At 55.3% G+C, this 22384-nt stretch carries 22 protein-coding genes; 6 read left to right on the top strand and 16 right to left on the bottom strand.

What is annotated here, in order from left to right:
• The 8 genes from AOY24_RS18990 to rbsK form a co-directional block, all read right to left on the bottom strand.
• Positions 1–587, bottom strand: a 587-nt coding sequence (locus tag AOY24_RS18990; protein WP_235507536.1) for a DUF6531 domain-containing protein, incomplete at its 3' end; no start/stop codon positions are given.
• A gap of 161 nt (positions 588–748) precedes the next feature.
• Complete coding sequence (gene uhpT / locus AOY24_RS18985) at positions 749–2140, bottom strand: hexose-6-phosphate:phosphate antiporter (protein ID WP_042998701.1); 1392 nt, start codon at positions 2138–2140, stop codon at positions 749–751.
• A gap of 142 nt (positions 2141–2282) precedes the next feature.
• Positions 2283–3611, bottom strand: coding sequence for an MFS transporter (locus AOY24_RS18980; protein WP_044326829.1), 1329 nt, complete (start codon positions 3609–3611; stop codon positions 2283–2285).
• A gap of 9 nt (positions 3612–3620) precedes the next feature.
• On the bottom strand, positions 3621–5123 hold the full coding sequence (gene uhpB, locus AOY24_RS18975) for a signal transduction histidine-protein kinase/phosphatase UhpB (protein ID WP_044256147.1): 1503 nt from the start codon (positions 5121–5123) through the stop codon (positions 3621–3623).
• Positions 5120–5713, bottom strand: coding sequence for a transcriptional regulator UhpA (gene uhpA / locus AOY24_RS18970; RefSeq protein ID WP_042998704.1), 594 nt, complete (start codon positions 5711–5713; stop codon positions 5120–5122). The genes uhpB and uhpA overlap by 4 nt, the downstream gene beginning before the upstream one ends.
• Positions 5714–5786: 73 nt before the next feature.
• Entirely contained in the window at positions 5787–6800 is a 1014-nt protein-coding gene (locus AOY24_RS18965) for an aldose 1-epimerase family protein (RefSeq protein ID WP_054177163.1), read from the bottom strand.
• 11 nt (positions 6801–6811) lie between these two features.
• Positions 6812–8125, bottom strand: a complete 1314-nt coding sequence (gene fucP, locus AOY24_RS18960) for an L-fucose:H+ symporter permease (protein ID WP_042998706.1) — start codon at positions 8123–8125, stop codon at positions 6812–6814.
• Between the two features lie 27 nt (positions 8126–8152).
• Positions 8153–9073: a ribokinase gene (rbsK, locus tag AOY24_RS18955; RefSeq protein ID WP_054177162.1), complete on the bottom strand. Its 921-nt coding sequence runs from the start codon at positions 9071–9073 to the stop codon at positions 8153–8155.
• Between the two features lie 326 nt (positions 9074–9399).
• Between rbsK and AOY24_RS18950 the strand changes: the two genes are divergently transcribed.
• The gene (locus AOY24_RS18950; RefSeq protein ID WP_042998708.1) at positions 9400–10185 is read left to right on the top strand and encodes a DeoR family transcriptional regulator; all 786 of its coding nucleotides are present in this window, start codon (positions 9400–9402) and stop codon (positions 10183–10185) included.
• Position 10186: 1 nt separating this feature from the next.
• Here AOY24_RS18950 and ilvN read toward each other — a convergent pair whose 3' ends face one another.
• The 3 genes from ilvN to ivbL form a co-directional block, all read right to left on the bottom strand.
• A complete protein-coding gene (ilvN, locus tag AOY24_RS18945; protein WP_042998709.1) occupies positions 10187–10477 on the bottom strand; it encodes an acetolactate synthase small subunit in 291 nt (96 codons plus the stop codon).
• Positions 10478–10480: 3 nt separating this feature from the next.
• Positions 10481–12175, bottom strand: a complete 1695-nt coding sequence (gene ilvB / locus AOY24_RS18940; RefSeq protein WP_042998710.1) for an acetolactate synthase large subunit — start codon at positions 12173–12175, stop codon at positions 10481–10483.
• 107 nt (positions 12176–12282) lie between these two features.
• Complete coding sequence (ivbL, locus tag AOY24_RS24220; RefSeq protein ID WP_042998711.1) at positions 12283–12381, bottom strand: ilvB operon leader peptide IvbL; 99 nt, start codon at positions 12379–12381, stop codon at positions 12283–12285.
• 523 nt (positions 12382–12904) lie between these two features.
• On the opposite strand from ivbL, the gene tisB reads away from it, so the two are divergent.
• The 3 genes from tisB (at position 12905) to emrD (ending at position 15308) form a co-directional block, all read left to right on the top strand.
• Positions 12905–12994 (top strand): type I toxin-antitoxin system toxin TisB, encoded by a 90-nt coding sequence (gene tisB, locus AOY24_RS18935; protein WP_042323479.1) that lies wholly within the window; start codon positions 12905–12907, stop codon positions 12992–12994.
• 116 nt (positions 12995–13110) lie between these two features.
• Complete coding sequence (locus AOY24_RS18930; protein WP_054177161.1) at positions 13111–13944, top strand: DMT family transporter; 834 nt, start codon at positions 13111–13113, stop codon at positions 13942–13944.
• 179 nt (positions 13945–14123) lie between these two features.
• Positions 14124–15308, top strand: coding sequence for a multidrug efflux MFS transporter EmrD (gene emrD / locus AOY24_RS18925; protein WP_042998713.1), 1185 nt, complete (start codon positions 14124–14126; stop codon positions 15306–15308).
• Here emrD and AOY24_RS18920 read toward each other — a convergent pair.
• On the bottom strand, positions 15235–16284 hold the full coding sequence (locus AOY24_RS18920) for a cellulase family glycosylhydrolase (protein WP_054177160.1): 1050 nt from the start codon (positions 16282–16284) through the stop codon (positions 15235–15237). The genes emrD and AOY24_RS18920 overlap by 74 nt on opposite strands.
• Before the next feature lie 54 nt (positions 16285–16338).
• Positions 16339–17295, bottom strand: a complete 957-nt coding sequence (dsdC, locus tag AOY24_RS18915) for a DNA-binding transcriptional regulator DsdC (RefSeq protein ID WP_044268112.1) — start codon at positions 17293–17295, stop codon at positions 16339–16341.
• Between the two features lie 230 nt (positions 17296–17525).
• Between dsdC and dsdX the strand changes: the two genes are divergently transcribed.
• Positions 17526–18863 carry a D-serine transporter DsdX gene (gene dsdX, locus AOY24_RS18910; RefSeq protein ID WP_042998716.1) on the top strand — a complete coding sequence of 446 codons (1338 nt, stop codon included), beginning with the start codon at positions 17526–17528 and terminating at the stop codon, positions 18861–18863.
• Positions 18864–18880: 17 nt separating this feature from the next.
• Complete coding sequence (dsdA, locus tag AOY24_RS18905; protein ID WP_044268114.1) at positions 18881–20203, top strand: D-serine ammonia-lyase; 1323 nt, start codon at positions 18881–18883, stop codon at positions 20201–20203.
• Here the strand turns inward: dsdA and AOY24_RS18900 are convergent.
• Genes AOY24_RS18900 through AOY24_RS18890 form a run of 3 tightly spaced genes read right to left on the bottom strand, consistent with a single transcriptional unit; the run spans position 20200 to position 22017 of the window.
• Positions 20200–21321 (bottom strand): anaerobic sulfatase maturase, encoded by a 1122-nt coding sequence (locus AOY24_RS18900; protein WP_161804591.1) that lies wholly within the window; start codon positions 21319–21321, stop codon positions 20200–20202. The genes dsdA and AOY24_RS18900 overlap by 4 nt on opposite strands.
• The gene (locus AOY24_RS18895; RefSeq protein ID WP_042998719.1) at positions 21318–21680 is read right to left on the bottom strand and encodes a DUF202 domain-containing protein; all 363 of its coding nucleotides are present in this window, start codon (positions 21678–21680) and stop codon (positions 21318–21320) included. Before AOY24_RS18895 ends, AOY24_RS18900 begins: the two co-directional genes overlap by 4 nt.
• Positions 21670–22017 carry a YidH family protein gene (locus tag AOY24_RS18890; protein ID WP_042998720.1) on the bottom strand — a complete coding sequence of 116 codons (348 nt, stop codon included), beginning with the start codon at positions 22015–22017 and terminating at the stop codon, positions 21670–21672. The genes AOY24_RS18895 and AOY24_RS18890 overlap by 11 nt, the downstream gene beginning before the upstream one ends.
• Positions 22018–22384 lie beyond the last annotated feature (367 nt).

Below are 22384 nucleotides of genomic sequence, written 5' to 3'. Positions count from 1 at the left end.
TCCGCTCCCGGTACGCGCGCAGACCAGCCCAGGATCCACCACGGTCCCTGAACGCTGTTGGTTGCCAGATACACGTGTGGACTGGTGCGAATGTCTTCCGGCAACGACTGCCACAGTGTGTGCAGCGGATTGCTTTCATGCAGCGCCGGCACGCCGCCCCGCGCCAGCCAGAGCGATTCGCTGCGGCTGAAGGCCGTTTCACCGGGAAACAGCGGCTCAAAGTGGATGCTTCTGCCGCCGTTATCGTTAATGATCAGTTCGTTATCGTGGATTTGTAAGCGGATATCGAAGGGCGCTTTCCACCCGGGGCCAAAAATACCCACCGGTGCAGGCGTTTTCGTCCGGTAGCTGTTGTAAGTCCTCGAGAGCACAAACGGCAACGGGCCGGGCAGGGCGAAATCGGTTTCGCCGGGCAGCACCTTTGCACCCAGCAACGGATTGACCGGGTTACCGGAAGTCATCCCTCCCGGGCAGACCGAGCAGGCCACGCCGGTAGGTGCGCCAATCATCACACCCGCAGAGCCCTGGATTATCGGGCCACCCTTCATGGTGCCGTCGCCCTGACGCGCCGCCGGTTTTCCACTCATGCTTAAACCCTTTTTGCATATAAATCAGAAGGATTACCTTAAGCTGGCATCATGGGGGAAAACTGCGAGGGGAGAGCAATATTGCCCGGATTCGGAAAACGTTTAGGCGGGAGGAAAAAAGCCCAGCGCGCAGGCTGGGCAAAATGTTACCAATTACACACTTAAGCGGTTCTTAACTGCTGAATTTTTCTTTCCCGGCGAATTTTGCGCTCTTCCATAACGGCGACCATCGCCATCAGGCAGATGCAGCCAATCGCGGCAGCGTCCAGCGCAGCGAAGGTACCCGCCCAGCCGGTCAAACCAAACACTGGCGTACCGTCGGCAATCATCCCCAGACCTAACTTGGCAAAGCTATCGCCGATCAAGTACGCAAAGGTACCCTTGATACCGTCCGCCGCGCCAATGGCTTTTTTCGGAACAAAACCCACCGCCGCCACGCCAATCAACAGTTGCGGGCCAAACACCAGGAAGCCGAGCGCAAACAGTGACGCGAGATAGACATACTGGTTGCTGGCATGTTGGTACACGCCAAGCGTCGCGATGATCAGCGCCAGCGCCACGCAGGCCACCAGCGCACGGCGACCGTTCGCCAGATCCGAGAGCCAACCCCACAGCAGCGTACCGACCAGCGCCCCCACTTCAAACAAGGTAAAGCCCTGAATTGCCACCTCTTTGGACAGTTTCAGCTCCTGGAAAGCGTACACGGTAGACCACTGATCGATGCCGATACGCACCACGTACAGGAAGATGTTCGAGAAACAGAGCAGCCAGATCACTTTGTTTTTCAGCACGTATTCAACGAAGATCTGCCATTTGGTCATGTCATTTTCTTCGGTCTCTTTATCCTCTTCACTGATCTCTTCGCCGAACAGTTCTTCAGCTTTACCGAGACCATACGATTCCGGCGAGTCGCTACCAAAGCGCAGACCGATAAAGCCAACAATCAGAGCGATAATCGACGGGAAGATAAACATCCCAATCACGTGTCCGTCGAACAGCACGTTCGCACCGAACAGCGCCACGCCTGCCGCACCTGCGCCGCCAAGGTTATGAGAGATATTCCAGAAGCCGAGGAAAGTGCCGCGCTTACGGCGAGGCGTCCATTTGGTGATAGTGGAATAGCTGCACGAGCCGCCGGTGCTCTGGAAGAAACCACTCAGGGCATAGAAGGCGATCATCAGGAACAGGCTTACGGAACCCGTTCCCATGCTGGCGCTGAAGCCGAGCATACAAATTGCAGAGAGGATCAGCATAAACGGCAGGAACTGCTTGGTGTTTTTGCCGTCCGCATAATAGGAAACCAGCGTTTTACCCACGCCGTAGGTGATTGAGAACCCCAGACCAATCATCCCCAGTTGCGTCATGCTCAACCCGTAGGTGGAAATCATATCGTTCTGGGCGATGTTAAAGTTCTTTCGGATCAAATACATAGTCAGGTAGCCGATGAAGACCACCAGATAAGACTGCATGAACGGTTTGAACCACATCTTGCGCCGCACATCGAGCGGCAGATCCAGGGTCGGTTTACGAACCTGGTTTAGAAAAGCCAGCATAGGACACTCCCGGGCTAATTTTTATACCTGCGAATGGCAGGCATTGTAAAAATCAGTCGGGAGACATGCCTGAGACAGCGTCCAGGCGAAACCGGGAAAATTTCTTAGTTTTGCCCCACTCGCGGTAAAAAAGTGAACTGCATCACGCTTCGCTGGCCTCACGTGGAGCCTGGGCGTTGAGGAATGGCAGTAACAGCAGGGCGGAGATCCCGGCAGCGATAGCGATGACCACGAAGAAACCGGTCCAGTGCCAGGTTTCCAGTACCTGCGCCAGCGGCCAGCCGGAAAGCGATGCACCGAGATAAGCAAACAGCCCAACAAATCCGGTTGCCGCCCCTGCCGCCTCTTTGTGCGAACACTCCGCCGCCGCCATACCGATCAGCATCTGCGGGCCAAAGACAAAGAATCCGGTGGTGAAGAAGCAGGCCGCCTGCATTACATAACTGGCAAACGGCATCAGCCACAGTGAACCCACCGAAAGCAAAATTCCGGCGGCAAAAATCAGGTTCATCGGCCCACGATTGCCGTTGAACAGTTTGTCCGACCCCCAGCCCGCCACCAGCGCGCCGATAAATCCGCCCAGCTCGAACATCGTCACCGCCATGTTGGCGGACACCAGATCGACCCCCAGCGTCTCGGACATATACAGATTGCCCCAGTCGTTGATGGCGGCGCGCACCACGTACACCAGCACATAACAGAGTGATAGCAGCCAGATATAAGGGTTGAGCAGCACGTATTTCGTGAGGATCTCTTTACGGGTCAGTCCCGCGCCCTCTTGTTGCTGAGCAATTTCCAGGGCATCGTGCTGCCAGTCGCCCACCGGTGGCAGCCCCACGGCCTGCGGACGGTCGCGCAGTCGCCAGCAAAGAAAAATCCCGACGACGATCGCCAGCATTCCGGCCATCATCATCCCGGCACGCCAGCCATAATGCAGTGCCGCAGCAGCCATGACGATCGGAATCAACGCACCGCCAACGTTGTGGGCGGTATTCCAGATAGCCCACCAGCCGCCGCGCTCGTTGCGCGAATACCATGCTGTCAGCAGACGTGCACACACCGGCGCGCCCCATCCCTGGAAGAAAGCGTTCAGCGCCCACAGCAGGGCAAACGCCCAGAGCGAAGTGGAGAAACCAAACAGAATATTGACGATGCCGGTGGCAATCAGCCCTATCCCCATAAAATAGCGGGCGTTAGAACGATCGCTGACGATGCCGGAAACGAATTTCGACACGCCATAGGTGATGTAAAACAGCGTCGCCAGCAGGCCGATATCGCTGCGGGTTAACACGCCGTTGGCGAGAATGTCCGGGACGGCGGCGTTAAAACTTTTCCGCGTGAAATAGAACAGGGCGTAGCCCAGCCAGATGGTCAGCAGAATATGGCGACGCCAGTAGCGATAAAGATCGTCGATCTCGCGCTTGTCCGTTAACTGCGGCGCATTCGCCGGGGCGTTAAAAAAGGTTAGCATTGCCGCTCCTCAAACGTAACGCAGGGGTAGCGAGACGCTGACTCGCGTACCGTGCGTGCAGGAAATCGTCAGCGAACCGCCGAGCGCCGTAACGCGCTCGCGCATCCCGGTCAGGCCAAAACCCTGCTGACCGGAGCCCGGCGGCAGACCGCTGCCGTCATCCTCAATCACCAGCATCAGCCGCTCGTCCTGCTGCCAGCCCTGCAGCGTCACCGCGCTGGCGTTGGCATGTTTCACTATATTGTTCAGCCCTTCCTGACAGACGCGAAACAGCGTCACCCGCAAACCCTCGCTGAGCGCCGTCTCGTCGATACGCCAGTCGAGATGGCTGACGATGCCGCGACTTTCCAGCTCCATTTCCCGCATCAACGAGCGGATCGCCTGTTCCAGCGTTAAATCATCCAACTGGCGCGGACGCAGGCGTCCCAGCAGGCGGCGCACGGAATCATAGACGCCCAGCGAAAGCTGTTCGATAAGCTGTCCGCTCTGCTTCACGCCGCCGTTTTCAACCGCCAGCCGCTGCACGATTCCGGCCTGAGTACGGATCGCGGTGATGGTCTGGCCGATATCATCGTGCAACTCACGCGCCACGTCGCGGCGTACGCTCTCTTCCGTTTCCAGCAGGCGCTCCGCCAGCCGGTGATTGCGCGCCAGTTCGTTTTGCAGCGACTGGTTCAGCTCGCGCAGACGCTGAATACCCGCGCCAAGCAGCAGTCCGGTCAGGCTTTGCGCCAACAGGGAGAGCAATAAATCTACGGGGTGATCGTGCCAGGTCTGGCTGGCAATCAGCGCGATAGCGTTCATCAGGGTTGCGATCAGTGCCCCCTGCCAGCCGTAATGCCAGGCCAGCGCAATAATCGGCAGCGCCAGACAGAAGGGGGTAAATCGCGAAAGCTCTGCGGGTAATCCCAACTGGAGCCACAGACTGACGCTAAACAGCAGCAGATACCAGATCAGGTGCCGACCGCGCCAGTTCACCGGTTGCGACACCAGCGCCGGACCCAACGGCAGCCAGGTCGTACTGGTCAGATAGTGCCAGAACACCAGGCAGATCGGTGCCAGCGTCAATCCGCCGGTCAGGGTCAGCAGCAGCGCATTCCACGCTTCTTCCCCCTGTCCCAGCCAGGGTAGCGACTGCAACAGCGCTGCCGCCGTCAACGCCGCGCCCTGAAGCAGCAGCGTTCGCCAGTCACGCTGATGGCGATAACGGGAGATCAGCGCCACGGGCAGCAGCGTCAGCAGGCCGCCAATCAGCAAAAGGGGAAGATGCTCCAGCGCCACTTCCTGCGCCAGCCAGAAGGTCAGCAGCCATTCCGCGCCCAGCAATACCGGCCAATAGCCGCGTGGACATTGCAGCATCAGCCCCAGGCGCAAACCAAACGGGAACAGCAGTACCGCCAGTTCCGGACGCTCAACCAGATGCAGGCTGATGCTCCACAGACAAAACCAGGCGGCAGAGAAAATAAAAAAACAGGCGAGAACGGTGATAAACCGTGACAACAGGGTTTTCATTGCCAGCCGTCAAACATGCGCCGCGCCAGCTCAACGTCATTGCTGACGCCCAGTTTTTCCATCAGGTTTGCGCGATGGACGTGCACCGTTTTCGGCGATAGCCCCAGCTCGACAGCAATCTCTTTTACCGCCATCCCCTGCGCCAGTTTTTCCGCCACCTGGCGCTCGCGCCGGGTCAGCGGATCCTGGCGGCCAGCCGCCAGTTTGACGGCGATTTCTGGCGTCAAATAACAGCCGCCGGTAGCCACGGTATGTACTGCGGCAATCAGTTCATCCGGGCTGCAGCGTTTGGAGAGAAAGCCGCGCGCCCCGGCGTTCAGCGCCTGTTCCACCAGCGCCGGGCTGTCGTGTACCGAGAGCATGATGGTCGCCATCCCTTTTGGCAACTGGCTCAACAGCTCCAGACCGGAGATATCCGGCATCGAGATGTCGCAAATACACACCTGAACACCGCGTCCCGGCAATCCCGCCAGCGCCTCACGCCCCGAGCCAAACTCGGCGACCACCTGTAAATCGGCCTCCAGCCCAAGCAATTGGGCAAAGCCGGAGCGAACGATAAGGTGGTCGTCTATAAGGGCAACGGTAATCATGGCTCTGTCCTGGCGGGTAAAAAAAACGCGCTTACCTTAACGATAAGCGCGTTGCTGTTCAAGCCTTGAGCGATCAGGCGATACCCGTGGTGACCGTAAAACTCCGCGTTTGCTGCGGCGGCACGTCAAGTAATGAGCCATTTCGCTGGGCGGCGAGAAAGCCTTCCGGACGGCAGGTGGCGGGCAGGGCGAATGCTGCGACCTGCTGATCGCCGTTATACAGGATCCAGCGGGTGACATAGTTGAGTTCCGAACTGGCGAAACGGGTGACAAACGTGGTGCCATCCGGGGCGATCATGCGGAATTCGGGTCTATCCGTATACCTGTCCAGTTTGTCGGCAAAGAAGACGATTTCCGGATCGTAAAAGTCAGGTTCATTGAGCGCGGCCAGCGACGCGTCGCCTTGTAAGATCCGCTGATTAAACGCCAGCCACTGTGCGGTGGGTTTCACATGCGCCGGGACCGATTCGCGAAGCCGCAGCGCCTCATCCGGGATATTCTGGCTGAAAGTGGCTTCCGGTACGTACGCATAGTTCATGTGGCACATGTACTGTAACGGCATCGCGACGGATGCGAGGTTAGTGACGGCCATCTGAATATCAAACAGCGCGCTCGCTTTATGCATCACCACCGCAGGCTGCGCCTGATAATGATGACCGAATCCCATCACATACTCGTAGCGTCCGGTCACGCGCAGACTGTCGCCGTCCAGTTCCAGCCAGGCCTCGTCCATCGCGGCGCAGGCCATTTCACCGTGCAACGGGTGCGTATCTTCCGGCGACGGGCAGCCATTGGCCAGCAGGCCGGAATGGAAGGCAAAACAGCCATAGGTCGCCACGACTTCCGTTGCGGGTTTCGGCTGGCGGAACATGTTGCGCATGGTCAGATCGTGGCCATCAAACCGGGCATCCCAGATCATCTGCCCCATCCAGGGCAGAATCACCAGATGACCACGACTGTTCTGCACCTTCAGCCCTTCCACACCGCTGGCATAACGAAAGGCAGTGACCGTGAAATCACAGTTCTCCAGCAGGACTTGAGGATGTTCACCAAAGAGCGTCCGCCACAGCGTAATACGTGTTGTCATCATCGTTCTCCTCAGGATGCAGTCGCTTCAGCCAGGCTGCGCACTTTGCTTTCACGCCAGAAGTAAACCCCTACGTAAACGAAGCACAGCATGGAGACGAGGAACGAGAGTTGTAGCGAGTGGAACATATCCGCCACATAACCCTGAATCGCCGGAACCACGGCGGCGCCAACGATGGCCATCACAATCACCGCACCCGCCATTTCAGTATGTTCGTTATCGACCGTATCCAGCGTACCGGCATAGATGGTCGCCCAGCAAGGTCCAAACAGAATGCTCACCAGTACCGCGACGTATACCGCGCTAAAGCTCGGAGCCAGCGAAACATAGGCAAGGAACAGCGCGCCGATAATGGAGTAAAGGATCAGCACCTTTTCCGGATTAAAACGGGTCATCAGGATGTTGGCGATAAACTTACCGATAAAGAAGCAGGCAAAGCTATAGACCATGAAGTTAGAAGCATCACGCTCGTTGATATCGCCCAACTCCAGCGCCAGACGGATGGTGAATGACCACACGGCAACCTGCATTCCCACGTACAGAAACTGCGCCACAATACCGCGGCGGAAACGGGCATTGCTCGCCAGATAGCGCAATGTGTCCATCGCTGACGGGCGTTTATGGTTGGCGGTTTGCGCTACTTTGCAGGTCGGGAAGCGGGTCAGCAGGAACAGTACCATCACCACCACCAGAACCATAATCATGTACTTATACGGCTCAAGGGTGTTTTCCAGCATCAACACTTTAAAGTTATGGATCTGCTCGGCATTCATCCCCGCCATCTGTTTTTCCAGACTGTCGCCTTCGGAAAAGACCAGATATTTACCCAGCAAAATGCCGGACGCCGCGCCAATCGGATAGAAAGTCTGACTGATATTCAATCGTAAGGTGGCGTAGGCTTTTGGACCGATCATCGAACTGTAGGTGTTCGCCGCGGTTTCCAGGAAGCTAAGACCAATGGCAATCGCGAAGATCGCCGCAAGGAACATGGTGTAAGTGGCCATGTGTGAGGCCGGGAAAAAGAGCGTACAGCCGACGATATACAGCGTCAGGCCGATTAATATCGCTACTTTATAACTGGTCTTTTTAATCACCAGGGATGCCGGGATCGCAATTAAAAAATAACCGCCATAAAAGGCGCTCTGAACTAATGCTGAGGCAAAGTTGCTGAGTGAAAATACGCTTTTGAATTGCGTAATCAAAATATCATTTAATGCGGCTGCGCATCCCCATAACGGGAATAAACAGGATAACAAAATAAACTGGAACAGAGGGGTCTTATTCAGATATCCATCGGGCATCTGAATGATGTTTTTATCGTTCATAGTGCTACCTTTTACAGTGCAGGAGTATTATTCGTTTAGGGTAAGAAATTCATTAAATTGTTCGATACTCGGATAAGAGGATTGTGTGCCTTTCCCGGTAACGCTAAACGCAGCGAAAAGGACGGCTTTCTTCATCGCGGCTTCGACATCTCCGCTCTGGACATAGTAATGGGCAAAGCAACCGATAAAAGCATCGCCTGCGCCACTGGTATCAACAGCATTAACGCGAAACGCCGGAACATGAACTTCCTGGTCACGCGTCATCCATAACGCACCTTTTTCGCCCATGGTGACAATAATATTGTTTAACCCTTTATCCACCAGGGATCGGGCGGCGGTACGAATATGATCATACGAGTCCACCGACATGCCGGTTAATATTTCCAGCTCGGTTTCATTCGGTACAAAGAAATCACATTTACAGGCGTACGACATATCTAATTCCCGCAATGCCGGAGCGGGATTTAATAACACTTCAATGCCATGCTTTTTGCCAAATTCAATGGCGTGATAAACCGTCTCCAGCTGAACTTCCAGTTGCAAGACAATAAGCTGACATTTTTTTAAATCTTCCGCAGCGCGATCGATATCTTCCGGAGAGAGGAATTTGTTCGCCCCTTTAATAATAAGAATGCTGTTACTGGAGTTCGCATTCACAAAAATCGGCGCCACGCCGCTACTGGTACACGGGACTTTTTCGACATAGGTGGTGTTGATGCCCCAGGATTCGAGATTGCGAATCGTGTTATCCGCAAAGATATCGTCACCGACTTTGGTCAGCATCAGCACTTTCGAATTGAGTTTCGCCGCAGCAACAGCTTGATTCGCACCTTTACCACCGCAGCCGATTTTAAACGCTGGCGCTTCCAGGGTTTCCCCTTCTTTGGGCATCTGATTGGTGTAGGTGATGAGATCCACCATGTTAGAGCCAATAACCGCGATATCCATTTTACTACCTCTCAGAAACAATCACACAACAATGATATTAAAATAACATTATCATGTTACTTCCGTATCATTTGTGACTACGATCGCGATTGGAAGATCATTTCACTGTTTATTTATTAGGCGCATTATGCACATGCAATCACCCTTCCCCATCCATCAATAGTTACAATTAACTGAAATTAAACTAGTTATAATCAAAGAAACGCGAACGAACGCGCTTTTAATTCCTGCCTGCCGGACGTATAGTAATGCAGCAACATAATGTTCCAGTGGACACAAAAATGTTACTGATGGAACATACGCAACATGTATCGCGGAGAAGGTGAATGGAAACCAAGCAAAAAGAACGTATTCGACGTCTGATGGAACTGTTGAAGAAGACCGACCGCATCCATCTGAAAGACGCCGCGCGGATGCTGGAGGTTTCCGTGATGACCATCCGCCGCGACCTTAGTCAGGATGACGAACCGTTACCCCTGACGCTGCTCGGCGGCTATATCGTCATGGTGAATAAACCTGCCGCGTCCTCTCACGCCCCGCTGCCTGCGGTTAAAACCCATCATCGCGACGATTTGCCTGTCGCGATCCTGGCGGCCGGTCTGGTGAGCGAAAACGATCTGATCTTTTTTGATAATGGTCCGGAGATGCCGTTGGTGATCAGCATGATCCCGGACGAGATCACCTTTACCGGGATCTGCTACTCGCACCAGGTTTTTATCGCGCTCAATGAAAAACCCAACGCCACAGCAATCCTCTGCGGGGGAACCTATCGGGCGAAGAGCGATGCGTTCTACGATGCCAATAACCCGTCACCACTGGATTCACTGAATCCGCGGAAAGTCTTTATCTCCGCCAGCGGCGTACACGAGCACTTCGGCGTCAGTTGGTTTAACCCGGACGACCTTGCCACTAAGCGCAAAGCGATGGAGCGCGGATTACGTAAAATTTTACTGACGCGTTACGCCCTGTTCGATGAGGTCGCTCCCGCCAGCATCGGCCCGCTTTCCACCTTTGATGTCCTGATATGCGATCGTCCGTTACCGGCAGATTACGCCACCCACTGCCGGAACGGTTCTGTCAATGTGATTACCCCTGATTCAGACGGCGATTAATTTACTCAAAGAACACGGCAATTTTGTTGAACATCGTCGGGTCTGACTGATTACGTACCACTTTCACCACATCTTCCAGCTTATCGATTTGGCTAATCATCTGCTCCAGACGCTGATCGTCGTTGACCAGAAGCCAGATGCGGCTCTGGTCGCTACTCTGAATCGGCAGACAGAGGATGCCCTCGACGTTAAATGCACGGCGGGCAAAGAGTCCGCAGACGTGGGTCATAACGCCTGGGTGGTTGCGGACGGTGAGTTCCAGAATGACGTTCTCATGTGATTGTTTCTGCATGGCTTATTCCCCCACCATCTCTGTATTTGCCGCGCCTGGCGGTACCATTGGATACACTTTTTCTTCCGCATCAATGCGGACATGGATCAGCGCCGGTCCCGGCCGACTGATGATCTCCTGCAATGCCGCCTGCGGGTCCGCTTCGTTATTCAGATCGCAGGTATGCAAACCAAATCCGGCAGCAATCTGCATGAAGTTGATGGTTCCCGGATAGGTCGCCGCAAAAACGCCCTGCTTGTAAAACAGACTCTGCTGTTGATGCACCAGCCCCAGCGCTTCGTTATTCATCAGGATGATTTTCACATCCAGTTGGTTTTCGCTGGCGGTCGCCATCTCCTGAATGTTCATCATCAGACTGCCGTCGCCGGAGAAGCACAGTACTTTCTTATCCGGGTTCGCCAGCGCCGCGCCAATTGCCGCCGGCAGACCAAATCCCATGGTGCCCAGCCCGCCAGAGGTCAGCCACTGGCGTGGACGGTTCAGCGGATAGGCCTGCGCCGCCCACATCTGATGCTGGCCCACGTCGGTAGTGATAATCGCGTTGTCGTCCACACAGGCCGCCACGGCGTTGATCAGACCATAATGACTGAGTGGGTCGCTTTCCTGTGGAATGGTACACGGAAATTCACGTTGCAAATCGCTGACCAACTGGTGCCACTCTGCGCGCGGTTTCGCCTCAATTTGTGGAATCAGTTGCGCCAGCACGTCATCCACATCCGCCTGAATCGCGATGTGCGGCTGCTTGATTTTACCCAGCTCCGCGCGGTCGATATCGACGTGGATAATTTTGGCGTTCGGGCAGAACTGCTCGGTTTTGCCTATCGCCCGGTCATCAAAACGCGCGCCCAGCACGATCAGCAGATCCGCCTCTTGCAGGATGAAGTTGGTGCTGCGTGCGCCGTGCATCCCTAACATGCCTAACGACAACGGATGCGCTTTCGGCAGCATTCCCAGCGCCATCAACGTCATGGTGGTCGGCAACTGCGCCTTTTCCGCCAGTTCACGCACCCGTTGTGGCGCATTAATCACCCCGCCACCGAGGTACAACACCGGGCGCTGTGCAGCGTTAATCATTGCGGCTGCGTCACGAATGCTGTCTGCACTGAATTCCGGCGTCGCCATTTTCTGTGCCGGTTCTGGCATCTCGTCAATCTCGAGGACCGCCATCTGGATATCCTTAGGTATGTCTATCCACACCGGGCCAGGACGTCCGGACTGAGCAAGACGAAATGCGTCGCTCATCACCTGCGGGAGTTCATCGATATGTCTGACCAGATAGTTATGTTTTGTGATGGGGATAGAGATGCCGTAGGTGTCCACTTCCTGGAAGGCGTCGGTGCCGATCATGGAGGCCGGAACCTGCCCGGTGATACACACCATAGGGATAGAATCCAGGCGCGCATCGGCGATAGCGGTCACCAGATTGGTCGCGCCCGGCCCGCTACAGGCCATGCACACCGCCGGTTTGCCGTCGGTGCGCGCCATGCCCTGCGCAATGAACCCCGCTCCCTGCTCGTGGCGCGCCAGAATATGGCGGATTTGCGTGCTCTGACTTAAGGCATCATAGACGGGGAGAATCGATCCACCGGGAATCCCAGTGACAATCTTAATGCCCTGACGTTCCAGAAAATGAACGATGAATTCAGCGCCCGTAAAACGCGTACGCTGGGATGTTGATGTTGTGCCCGAACTTGCCATGCTCCAGTCCTTTTGTTCTGGGCCGACGCTCCGGACAGGTCTCTTAAACGAAAAACCCCGCCCGGTTTGCGCCGGCGGGGTTTTGGAATCGTGTGTTGTTCCGGACCCTACGGCGCATTGCCGACGACCACCACCACACGCACGACGACCGCTGCGCGAGATGGCGCAGTGTTTAGTAGGGTCGCAGTCAGCATGGAAGGGTTCATTAGGGACCTTGTCTGTTTAATGATTAACAGGATTTATACAAGCACAGCTTTCATAACCTGACAACGGAAAAATTTTCATCTGCGTAAAAATGCGTCGACGATCACGTTTCGCTAATAAAAACCCCTGAAAACAAAAAACCCCGCCGGAGCGAGGTTTTTTCAGCGGGATGCGGTTGGTTGCCGCAAAGCACACTGTGTTATGTCAACAGCAAAAGTATACGCGTTCTGCGAAGAACACGCAATTTCGGCACGGATTTTGACGCTTTTGAGTATGGATCAGAAGTTCGGTACTGTCCACAAATACCTGTTCATTCATACAGTATTTATCTATAATATCTCCGTACGCAGTGTGTCAGGTGGGGCCGCATCGTAAACCGGCGCAACAAAGTCCTGGCTGAAACGGGTGGTGCCGTCAGCGCCTTAACCCCCCCGGTGAGCACACTGTGTTATGTCAACAAAGGTGCTGATAACAGGCGGCGGAAAGGCACGTCAGCACCGTGCTCCTTTGCTAAAGGAGACGCGTATGAGCCTCGTGGATATCGCTATTCTTATCCTGAAACTCATTGTTGCAGCCATGCAACTGCTTGATGCTGTTCTGAAATACCTGAAGTAATTCAGATTCAAGTCGCACTAAAGGGGAGCGGGCAACCGCTCCCCTTTTACATCGCAGATGCTTATGCGGTGATGATATGTTACGTTTTTATGACATTCCCTGATGACGTCTGCGCTATGACCCTTACCGTTTTCTGCATTTTGCTGTTCGCCGCACTGCTGCACGCCAGCTGGAACGCCATTGTGAAAGCCGGGAACGACAAACTCTACGCCGCCATCAGCGTCAGCGGTTCCGCCGCCATTATGGCGCTCCTGTGCCTGCCCTTTGCGCCACCACCCTCAACCGCCAGCATCCCGTTTTTAGCGGCCTCGACCGCATTACAGGTGGTCTACACCGTACTGGTCGCCAGAACGTATACCGTTTCGGATATGAGTCAGACCTATCCGCTGATGCGCGGGACGGCGCCGCTACTGGTGGCCATCATCAGCGTACTTTTTCTTGGCGACAGCCTGTCCGCCCTGGCCTGGACGGGTATCGCGGTGATCTGCGCCGCCATCCTCGGCATGGCCTTTAACGGTCGGACTCGTTCGCAGCAAGGTATTGTGCTCGCCCTGATTAACGCCTGTTTCATCGCCGGATATACGCTGGTCGACGGCACCGGCGTCAGGCTCTCGGAAACCGCGCTGGGATACACGCTCTGGACCTTCTTTTTGAACGGTTCCTGCCTGCTGGGATGGGCGATGATGGCCCGTCGCCGTGAGGCATTGCGCTATCTGACGCAGCACTGGAAGAAGGGGATTTTTGGCGGCATTGCCACCATGGGCTCTTACGGACTGGCACTCTGGGCAATGACTCTCGCGCCGCTGGCTGTCGTCGCTGCACTACGTGAAACCTCAATCCTGTTCGGCGCGCTGATTGCCTGGCTGCTGTTGAAGGAACGAGTGGTGGGGTTGCGCCTGGTGGCTGCTGGCGGAATTGCCGCTGGCGCCATTCTGTTACGCCTGTCCTAGAACTCAAACTCGGCAACATTTGTTGCCGCTTTTTGTTTACATATCCTGCCGTTCACTCCTTTTCCATTCCCGCTCACCATCTGGCCTTCTTTTTTTAGTGTGGTAGATTTCACTCGCATTTATGGGAATGCGTAGCACCTTATTCTTATTTTTTCTCTTTTTGAAAAGTATTCAGCGAAATGAAAAGGCAGAGAAACGTCAATTTGTTGTTGATGTTGGTATTACTTGTGGCTGTGGGTCAGATGGCACAAACCATTTATATCCCTGCCATTGCCGATATGGCACGCGAGCTAAACGTTCGCGAAGGGGCCGTGCAAAGCGTGATGGCAGCTTATCTGCTGACCTATGGCGTATCGCAACTGTTTTATGGCCCGCTGTCCGACCGCGTCGGACGCCGCCCGGTGATCCTCGTCGGGATGTCGATTTTTATGCTTGCCACGCTGGTCGCGATTACGACTCACAGCCTGACGGTGCTGATCGCCGCCAGTGCGTTGCAGGGAATGGGGACCGGCGTCGGCGGGGTAATGGCTCGAACCTTACCGCGCGATCTGTACGAAGGCACACAGCTGCGCCACGCCAACAGCATGTTGAATATGGGCATCCTGGTCAGTCCGCTGCTGGCTCCGCTGATTGGCGGGCTGCTGGATACGATGTGGAACTGGCGCGCCTGTTACGTTTTCCTGCTCGTGCTCTGTGCGGGCGTCACTTTCAGCATGGCGCGCTGGATGCCGGAAACGCGTCCTACTGGCGCGCCGCGCACGCGGCTGATTGCCAGCTATAAAACCTTGTTTGGTCACAGCGCGTTTAACTGTTATCTGCTGATGCTGATTGGCGGACTGGCAGGGATCGCAGTGTTCGAAGCGTGCTCCGGCGTGCTGATGGGCGCAGTGTTAGGACTGAGCAGTATGGTGGTGAGCATCCTGTTTATCCTGCCGATTCCGGCGGCGTTTTTCGGCGCATGGTTTGCCGGTCGCCCGAATAAGCGCTTCTCCACGCTAATGTGGCAGTCGGTGGTGAGTTGTCTGCTGGCCGGGCTGATGATGTGGATCCCCGGTTGGTTTGGCGTGATGAATGTCTGGACGCTGCTGATCCCCGCCGCGCTGTTCTTCTTCGGTGCCGGGATGCTGTTCCCGCTGGCAACCAGCGGCGCAATGGAGCCGTTCCCGTTCCTCGCCGGTACAGCAGGTGCGCTGGTAGGCGGCCTGCAAAACATTGGCTCCGGCGTACTGGCGTGGCTTTCCGCGATGCTGCCACAAACCGGGCAGGGCAGCCTCGGTCTGCTGATGACGCTTATGGGGCTGCTGATTTTACTGTGCTGGCTGCCGCTGGCGGCGCGTTTTTCACACCAGGGACAGGCGATTTAATGACCGTGTGGCCGGGCGTTTCGCAGTCCGGCGCAATCATCGCCAGTAACAGCGGTTCGAGCGCGGGCCGCCATGCCCCCTCTTCCCCGTCGTAAAATTGCGTATCGGCGTTGATCGCATAGGGAATTTTCGCTTTCTTCAACTCGCAGGCCATAAACGTGGCAAAGGCCAGCTGTGAAGAGGACGGGGGATTCTTACTGGTTTCTCCCGTGGCCCAACCGCCAACCCAGCTGACATGCCCGCTTTTTTGTTGCCAGTGCACCGCGCTAGCGATGCGCGCGCGAATCGCCGCTTTCTCTGTCGCCGTCCCCGACGTCCAGGGGTATTTACCGTTATTTTTCACCGGTCCCCACGGGAAGATATGCCATTCCGCCAGGACATAGTTCTGGCTTTGCGGCGGCAGGCGTAGATTCGGCAGCTCTTCCGGCGCGGCGCGCAGACGCGGCGCGACAAAAATCATCCGTTGCGGATCAATAGCATGGATAGTGCGAATGGTCTTTTCGTACACCCGGTTCAGGGAGGCCAGATTATGATTCAGCTTACCGGCCGGTTCGTAAATCAGATCAAACCCCAGCAGCGGCGCGCGGTGAGCGAAATAGTGCGCTACTGCGACCCACCAGTTGGTCACCTCTTTTTCGTTGCTCGCACTGGGATCATTTTTATACTCGTCGGCCTGGTAGGCGATAACCGGAATGACGCCATACTGCTCGCAAGCTTCCACCAGCTTGCGCAGATGAATAAGCCGCGCCTCGGTGGGTTCTCCCGCCACCCGAATGCGTACATGGGTAATCCCTTTCGCGTGGAAGTCCTGCACCACCAGCGGGTCAAACTCCCGGATACCCTGTTCCGTGCGTGCCCAGTCGACGTCCATCCCCACACCGAGCTGCTGCGCATAATGTGTTGCCGTCAGCGGCGGTTGCGCTGCCCCCAGGGCGAAACTGACCAACACGAAGAGCGAGACGAGCGGTTTAATCACGATGACCCTCAGTAATGTTGCAAGCGCTATCACGTATTTAGCACGCTTTTTTAGTTATCGCGTAGCAGTTTCGCTTTGGGAAAACGGCTTCGCCTGCTCACGTAGCCAGGTGATAAAGGCATCAATTTTCGGCCATTGCCTGCCGGGTAACGTCGTCATGTAGTAATGCTGATGACAGGTCAACGCCATCTCACCAAACGGGGCGACCAGCTCACCGCTTTCGAGCCGCTTCTGTACCAGCCGTTTACGCCCCATCGCCACGCCGATATGGTTCATGGCGGCAATCACCGCTAAATCAGAACGATCGAAGCCAATTCCTGACGATGTCGGCAAATTCACTGAAAAATGTTGTGCCCAACTATGCCATTCATCGGTTCCTGAATCATTGCTCCAGGCCTGACGGTCATGCAGCAGCGTGCAGTGCGGCAAATTCACCAGCGAGCCCATTAAATCAAAACGCCGGGCATAATCCGGGCTACAAACGGGGAGAATCGCTTCATCCATTAAAAAGTGATGTTCCAGTTGGGCAGATGGCGCATCGTCAAAGTAGAGTGCCAGATCGACCCCGGCGCGCTGCAGATTTACGTTGTCGTTGCCGGTTAAGATCGTGAGCGAGATTGATGGATAGCGGCGGGTAAAGTCACCCAGCGCAGGCACCAGCCAGCACTGCGCGATAGACGGGCGAGAATAGACGGTCAACGTCCCGGAGAGTTCCTGATTTTTGATATCGAGGATCTCCTGGTTCAGCGTATCCAGCGACGATTTCAGCGCCCAGAACACCCGCTTACCTTCATGGGTAAGTTCCACTTTGCGGTGCGAACGGACGAAAAGCTGGATCCCCAACTCCTCTTCCAGTTGGTTAATGCGGTGGCTGATAGCGCTGGGACTCAGCGACAGTTCGTCTGCGGCCATCGCAAACGACTGATGTCGCGCGGCCACTTCAAACGTGTACAGTTTCGATAATTGCCAGCCATTGAGGAGATGGTTTCTGACTTCGCGAAGGGGTTCCATTTATACCTCGGTGACTTCAGCTTCAGTCCGGCGAAGTGTAAAAAAAAACGCAGAAAAAATCAGCATAAAGATGAATGAAGGTGAACCATATCGCAAAATTGCGCGAATATTCGATGTAAATCACCTCTTTGATTCAATCTGATTCATGTGAGTGTGGATTTATATCGTTTGTCAGCCCACGCCGAATTTTTGTCCAATAGGGACAGGTTAATCACAGGGCAAGGTGAGATATGCACTCTCAAATCTGGGTTGTGAGCACGCTGCTAATTAGCATTGTGTTAATTGTATTGACCATCGTGAAATTCAAATTCCACCCGTTCCTGGCACTGCTGCTCGCCAGTTTCTTTGTGGGAACCATGATGGGCATGGGGCCGCTGGATATGGTCAACGCCATTGAGAGCGGGATTGGCGGTACGCTGGGCTTTCTCGCCGCCGTCATCGGTCTGGGTACGATTCTCGGCAAAATGATGGAGGTTTCCGGCGCAGCAGAACGCATCGGCTTAACGCTCCAGCGCTGTCGCTGGCTCTCTGCTGACGTCATTATGGTGCTGGTGGGGCTGATTTGCGGGATCACGCTGTTCGTTGAAGTTGGCGTGGTACTGTTAATTCCGCTGGCGTTCTCCATCGCGAAAAAAACCAACACCTCGCTGCTGAAACTGGCAATCCCGCTATGTACCGCGCTGATGGCCGTTCACTGCGTCGTACCACCGCACCCTGCAGCGCTGTTTGTCGCCAATAAACTGGGCGCGGATATTGGTTCGGTGATTGTCTACGGCCTGTTGGTTGGCCTGATGGCGTCGCTGATCGGCGGCCCGCTGTTCCTGAAATTTCTCGGCAATCGCCTGCCGTTCAAACCGGTTCCCGCTGAGTTTGCAGACCTCAAGGTACGCGAAGAAAGCACGCTGCCGTCGCTGGGCGCAACGCTGTTTACCGTCCTGCTACCGATTGGTTTAATGCTGGTGAAAACCGTTGCTGAACTGAACATGACCAAAGGCAGCACGCTGTACACCCTGCTGGAATTTATCGGTAACCCGATCACCGCGATGTTTATTGCCGTCTTCGTGGCGTATTACATTCTCGGTCTGCGCCAGCATATCGGCATGAGCACCCTGCTCACCCATACCGAAAACGGTTTTGGTTCTATCGCCAATATTCTGCTGATTATCGGGGCGGGCGGGGCATTCAACGCCATCCTCAAAAGCAGCGGTCTGGCAGATACGCTGGCGGTGATCCTTTCCAATATGGATATGCACCCGATTCTGCTGGCCTGGCTGGTGGCGCTGATTCTGCACGCGGCAGTCGGTTCAGCCACCGTTGCGATGATGGGCGCCACGGCGATTGTCGCGCCGATGCTGCCGCTTTATCCCAACGTCAGTCCGGAGATTATCGCCATTGCCATCGGTTCCGGTGCCATTGGCTGCACGATCGTCACCGACTCCCTCTTCTGGCTGGTTAAGCAATACTGCGGCGCCACCCTGAATGAGACGTTCAAATACTATACGACCGCGACATTCATCGCCTCGGTCATTGCACTGGCTTGCACATTCCTGCTTTCCTTTATCATCTAAGCGCAAAGAGACGTCCTATGGAAAACATACAAAAACTCATCGCCCAGTATCCTTTGGTGGAGGATCTGGTGGCTTTGCGAGAAACGACCTGGTTCAATCCCGGAACGACCTCTCTGGCGGAAGGTTTACCCTATGTAGGGCTGTCGGAACAAGACGTTAAGGGTGCCCACGCCCGTCTGGCGCGCTTTGCGCCGTATCTGGCCAAAGCCTTCCCGGAAACCGCTGCGAGCGGGGGAATTATTGAATCTGAGGTTGTTGCCATTCCGGCCATGCAGCAGCGTCTGGAAAAACAGTACGGCCAAAAAATCAGTGGCGAAATCCTGCTGAAAAAAGATAGCCATCTGCCCATTTCCGGCTCGATCAAAGCGCGCGGCGGCATTTATGAAGTGCTGACGCACGCCGAAAAACTGGCGCGGGAAGCCGGGATGCTGACCCCAGAAGAGGATTACAGCGTTCTGCTTTCTCCGGAGTTCAAAGCCTTCTTTAGCCAGTACAGCATCGCGGTGGGGTCAACCGGCAACCTGGGGCTTTCTATCGGCATTATGAGCGCCCGCATTGGCTTTAACGTCACAGTGCATATGTCTGCGGATGCCCGGGCGTGGAAGAAAGCCAAACTGCGCAGCCACGGCGTCACGGTTGTTGAATATGAAGAAGATTATGGCGTGGCGGTTGAACAGGGCCGTAAAGCGGCGGAGTCCGATCCGAACTGCTTCTTTATCGACGATGAAAACTCCCGCACGTTGTTTTTAGGCTATGCCGTTGCGGGGCAGCGTCTGAAAGCGCAATTCGAACAGCAAGGCCGCGTGGTGGATGCCGATCACCCATTATTTGTTTACCTGCCGTGCGGCGTGGGCGGTGGCCCCGGCGGGGTGGCGTTTGGTCTGAAACTGGCATTTGGCGATAACGTACACTGCTTCTTTGCTGAACCGACGCATTCCCCTTGCATGCTGCTGGGTGTGTATACCGGTCTGCATGATGCGATCTCCGTGCAAGAGATCGGTATCGATAACCTGACGGCGGCAGACGGCCTGGCAGTAGGGCGGGCATCGGGCTTTGTCGGCAGAGCGATGGAACGCCTGCTCGATGGGTTATATACCCTCAGCGATCAGTCCATGTATGACATGCTGGGCTGGCTGGCACAGGAAGAGAACATCCGTCTGGAACCGTCAGCGCTGGCGGGAATGGCCGGGCCTCAGCGTGTTTGTGCATCCACTGACTATCAGCAAATGCAAGGGATTAGCGCTGAGCAGCTCAATAATGCAACGCACCTGGTCTGGGCGACGGGCGGCGGCATGGTACCAGAAGCAGAAATGGCGCAATACCTAGCGAAAGGGCGCTAACGCCCGGCACGCAGCATCGCCATCAGCTCTGCCGGTGAGCGATGCTGCCTGATCAGATCACGCATCACGCGCATGTGCGGCGCGCTATGACGGATAAAGTGGCGGTATCCGGCGCACAGCATGCTTTTCCCGCTCTCATCCCGATGTTTAGGGCAATCACCATGACAAAAGCGCAGCAGCGAACAGGCCTGACACGCTGCGCTTAACGTGGTTCTTTTCAGCTCTCCAAAAGCTTTCGCCTGCGGACTGGCATTGAGCGCCTTCAGCGGCGTGTGATGAATGTTGCCCAGCCGGTACTGCGGATAAACATAGTGATCGCACTGATACAAATCACCATTGGCTTCCAGCGCGAAAGCGTGACCACAGTCCTGACTTAGCGCGCACATCTGCGACGGATATCCGCACCACACGCCCAGCGTCGAGTCAAAGAGCTGAATATACACACGGCCAATATCTTCCCGTACCCAGATATCAAATACCGATTTAAGAAACTGCCCCCATGCCTGTGATTCGACCGATTCCGCCGTCAGCCTGCCGTGCTCATCCAGCTCAACGAGCGGAATAAACTGTAAAAAAGGCGTCCCTAGCTGGCGAAGATAGTGATACATCCGCTCCGGCTGGTTGCTGTTGAGGCGATTCACCACCACCAGCAGGTTGAACTCCACGCGGTATTCGACCAGTTTTTGCAGCGCAGTCATCACTTTTTGATGGGTTGGATTGCCGCGACGGCTGACCCGAAAGGCATCATGCAAATCAGCAGGACCGTCCAGTGAGAGTCCCACCAGCCAGTTATTGTCGTGCAGAAAGCGACACCATGCGTCATTGAGCAAAATACCGTTGGTCTGAAAAGCATTCTGGATCTGCTTTCCCGCGCCGAACTGCTTTTGCAACGCCACCACACGATGAAAAAAATCCAGACCGCAGAGCGTCGGTTCTCCTCCCTGCCAGGCAAACAGAACATCTGGCCCTGGCTGTGCGGCAATATGCTGCTGAATAAACGTCGATAACGTGATGTCATCCATCACCGGGTGGGCGGGTTTATCAATGTAAAAGCAGTAACGACAATCCAGGTTACAACGTGAACTGGCCGGCTTGGCCATGACCTGACATCCTGTCATGCTAAATTCCCGAGAAATACGATAAGTTGGCGAACGTGCGTTACAGCAAACAGTATTGCGAGAGATAACACCGCGAGGGAGATCATAAATTTGTCACGAACCGCGCGTGACTGGACAAAATCAATATGCGAGACATCCATCAGATTACGCTTGCGCGTATAGCGCCAGAGGATCACAACCACGATAGCCAGCACCGCGATAGAGACCCAGAACAAGAATCCCGCCTGATGCCAGTGATGTTTTATCGCCAGCGCCATCAGCGCACCGTAGCCCAGCAGCGTGCGAAACCATGCCAGCGATGTGCGCTCCGGCTGCAGTCCCGGATCGGACAGGCGACGGGCCTTACGGCTATCCGGCATACAGCACCAGCGCCATGACCACAATCGCCACAATGGTCAATATCAGACTGATGATCAGCAGGCTTCGGGTATAGGGCAAATCCTCTTTCAGCCGCATCGCCTTTTCATTGCGCAGCCAGCGCAGATAACCGTAAATCGCCAGACCGCCAGCGAACAAACAGAGCAGCAGCGCCAACAGCTCGCGGATCACCGGCGTGGCGAAGTCCGGCGCCAGTTGGTCAAGCCCAACGCCGGCGGCCAGGAAACCCAGCGCGGTGCGGATCCACGCCAGAAAGGTACGCTCGTTTGCCAGTGAGAAGCGGTAATCCGGGGCTTCTCCGAGGCGGGAAATCTTCATTTAACCCCCTACTGAATGCGTAAAAGTGCGTATGAAATAACCGCAATATTACCTGAGCACCTGGATAAATAGCATTAATAAACTCTGTAACTCAGGTCGATGCATGTAGCGTTTGCGAAACCAGTTTCATTTCTTCCATGGTAAATCGGCACAAGCATCTGGCGATGAATACGCAGTACCGCCACCGCAAAACCCTGGCGTTATCGCACGGCTAAAATGGGGATTGTGCACCTGTTGGCTGAAAATGACGTACTACGAGCATTTTCAACACCTGGGTGTGGAAAAACCGGACACCACAACGGGTTAGTAAGAAAGAGTGATGTGTTGAACGATGCTGACCGGCAACCCGATGGATGCCGGTCGATAT

The sequence above is a fragment of the Citrobacter sp. CtB7.12 genome, assembly GCF_001297795.1.
Classification (GTDB): domain Bacteria; phylum Pseudomonadota; class Gammaproteobacteria; order Enterobacterales; family Enterobacteriaceae; genus Citrobacter_A; species Citrobacter_A amalonaticus.
This window is presented reverse-complemented; position numbering and strand designations above follow the sequence as displayed.

What these genes read in the sequence shown, in the direction of transcription:
- ilvN (WP_042998709.1), bottom strand. Translation starts at nt 10,477, where the DNA reads ATGCAGAAACAATCACATGAGAACGTCATTCTGGAACTCACCGTCCGC.
- AOY24_RS18980 (WP_044326829.1), bottom strand. Translation starts at nt 3,611, where the DNA reads ATGCTAACCTTTTTTAACGCCCCGGCGAATGCGCCGCAGTTAACGGAC.
- ilvB (WP_042998710.1), bottom strand. Translation starts at nt 12,175, where the DNA reads ATGGCAAGTTCGGGCACAACATCAACATCCCAGCGTACGCGTTTTACG.
- fucP (WP_042998706.1), bottom strand. Translation starts at nt 8,125, where the DNA reads ATGAACGATAAAAACATCATTCAGATGCCCGATGGATATCTGAATAAG.
- AOY24_RS18895 (WP_042998719.1), bottom strand. Translation starts at nt 21,680, where the DNA reads ATGCCGGATAGCCGTAAGGCCCGTCGCCTGTCCGATCCGGGACTGCAG.
- AOY24_RS18950 (WP_042998708.1), top strand. Translation starts at nt 9,400, where the DNA reads ATGGAAACCAAGCAAAAAGAACGTATTCGACGTCTGATGGAACTGTTG.
- AOY24_RS18890 (WP_042998720.1), bottom strand. Translation starts at nt 22,017, where the DNA reads ATGAAGATTTCCCGCCTCGGAGAAGCCCCGGATTACCGCTTCTCACTG.
- uhpT (WP_042998701.1), bottom strand. Translation starts at nt 2,140, where the DNA reads ATGCTGGCTTTTCTAAACCAGGTTCGTAAACCGACCCTGGATCTGCCG.
- dsdA (WP_044268114.1), top strand. Translation starts at nt 18,881, where the DNA reads ATGGAAAACATACAAAAACTCATCGCCCAGTATCCTTTGGTGGAGGAT.
- uhpA (WP_042998704.1), bottom strand. Translation starts at nt 5,713, where the DNA reads ATGATTACCGTTGCCCTTATAGACGACCACCTTATCGTTCGCTCCGGC.
- uhpB (WP_044256147.1), bottom strand. Translation starts at nt 5,123, where the DNA reads ATGAAAACCCTGTTGTCACGGTTTATCACCGTTCTCGCCTGTTTTTTT.
- rbsK (WP_054177162.1), bottom strand. Translation starts at nt 9,073, where the DNA reads ATGGATATCGCGGTTATTGGCTCTAACATGGTGGATCTCATCACCTAC.
- emrD (WP_042998713.1), top strand. Translation starts at nt 14,124, where the DNA reads ATGAAAAGGCAGAGAAACGTCAATTTGTTGTTGATGTTGGTATTACTT.
- AOY24_RS18930 (WP_054177161.1), top strand. Translation starts at nt 13,111, where the DNA reads ATGACCCTTACCGTTTTCTGCATTTTGCTGTTCGCCGCACTGCTGCAC.
- tisB (WP_042323479.1), top strand. Translation starts at nt 12,905, where the DNA reads ATGAGCCTCGTGGATATCGCTATTCTTATCCTGAAACTCATTGTTGCA.
- AOY24_RS18900 (WP_161804591.1), bottom strand. Translation starts at nt 21,321, where the DNA reads ATGACAGGATGTCAGGTCATGGCCAAGCCGGCCAGTTCACGTTGTAAC.
- AOY24_RS18965 (WP_054177163.1), bottom strand. Translation starts at nt 6,800, where the DNA reads ATGACAACACGTATTACGCTGTGGCGGACGCTCTTTGGTGAACATCCT.
- dsdC (WP_044268112.1), bottom strand. Translation starts at nt 17,295, where the DNA reads ATGGAACCCCTTCGCGAAGTCAGAAACCATCTCCTCAATGGCTGGCAA.
- ivbL (WP_042998711.1), bottom strand. Translation starts at nt 12,381, where the DNA reads ATGAACCCTTCCATGCTGACTGCGACCCTACTAAACACTGCGCCATCT.
- dsdX (WP_042998716.1), top strand. Translation starts at nt 17,526, where the DNA reads ATGCACTCTCAAATCTGGGTTGTGAGCACGCTGCTAATTAGCATTGTG.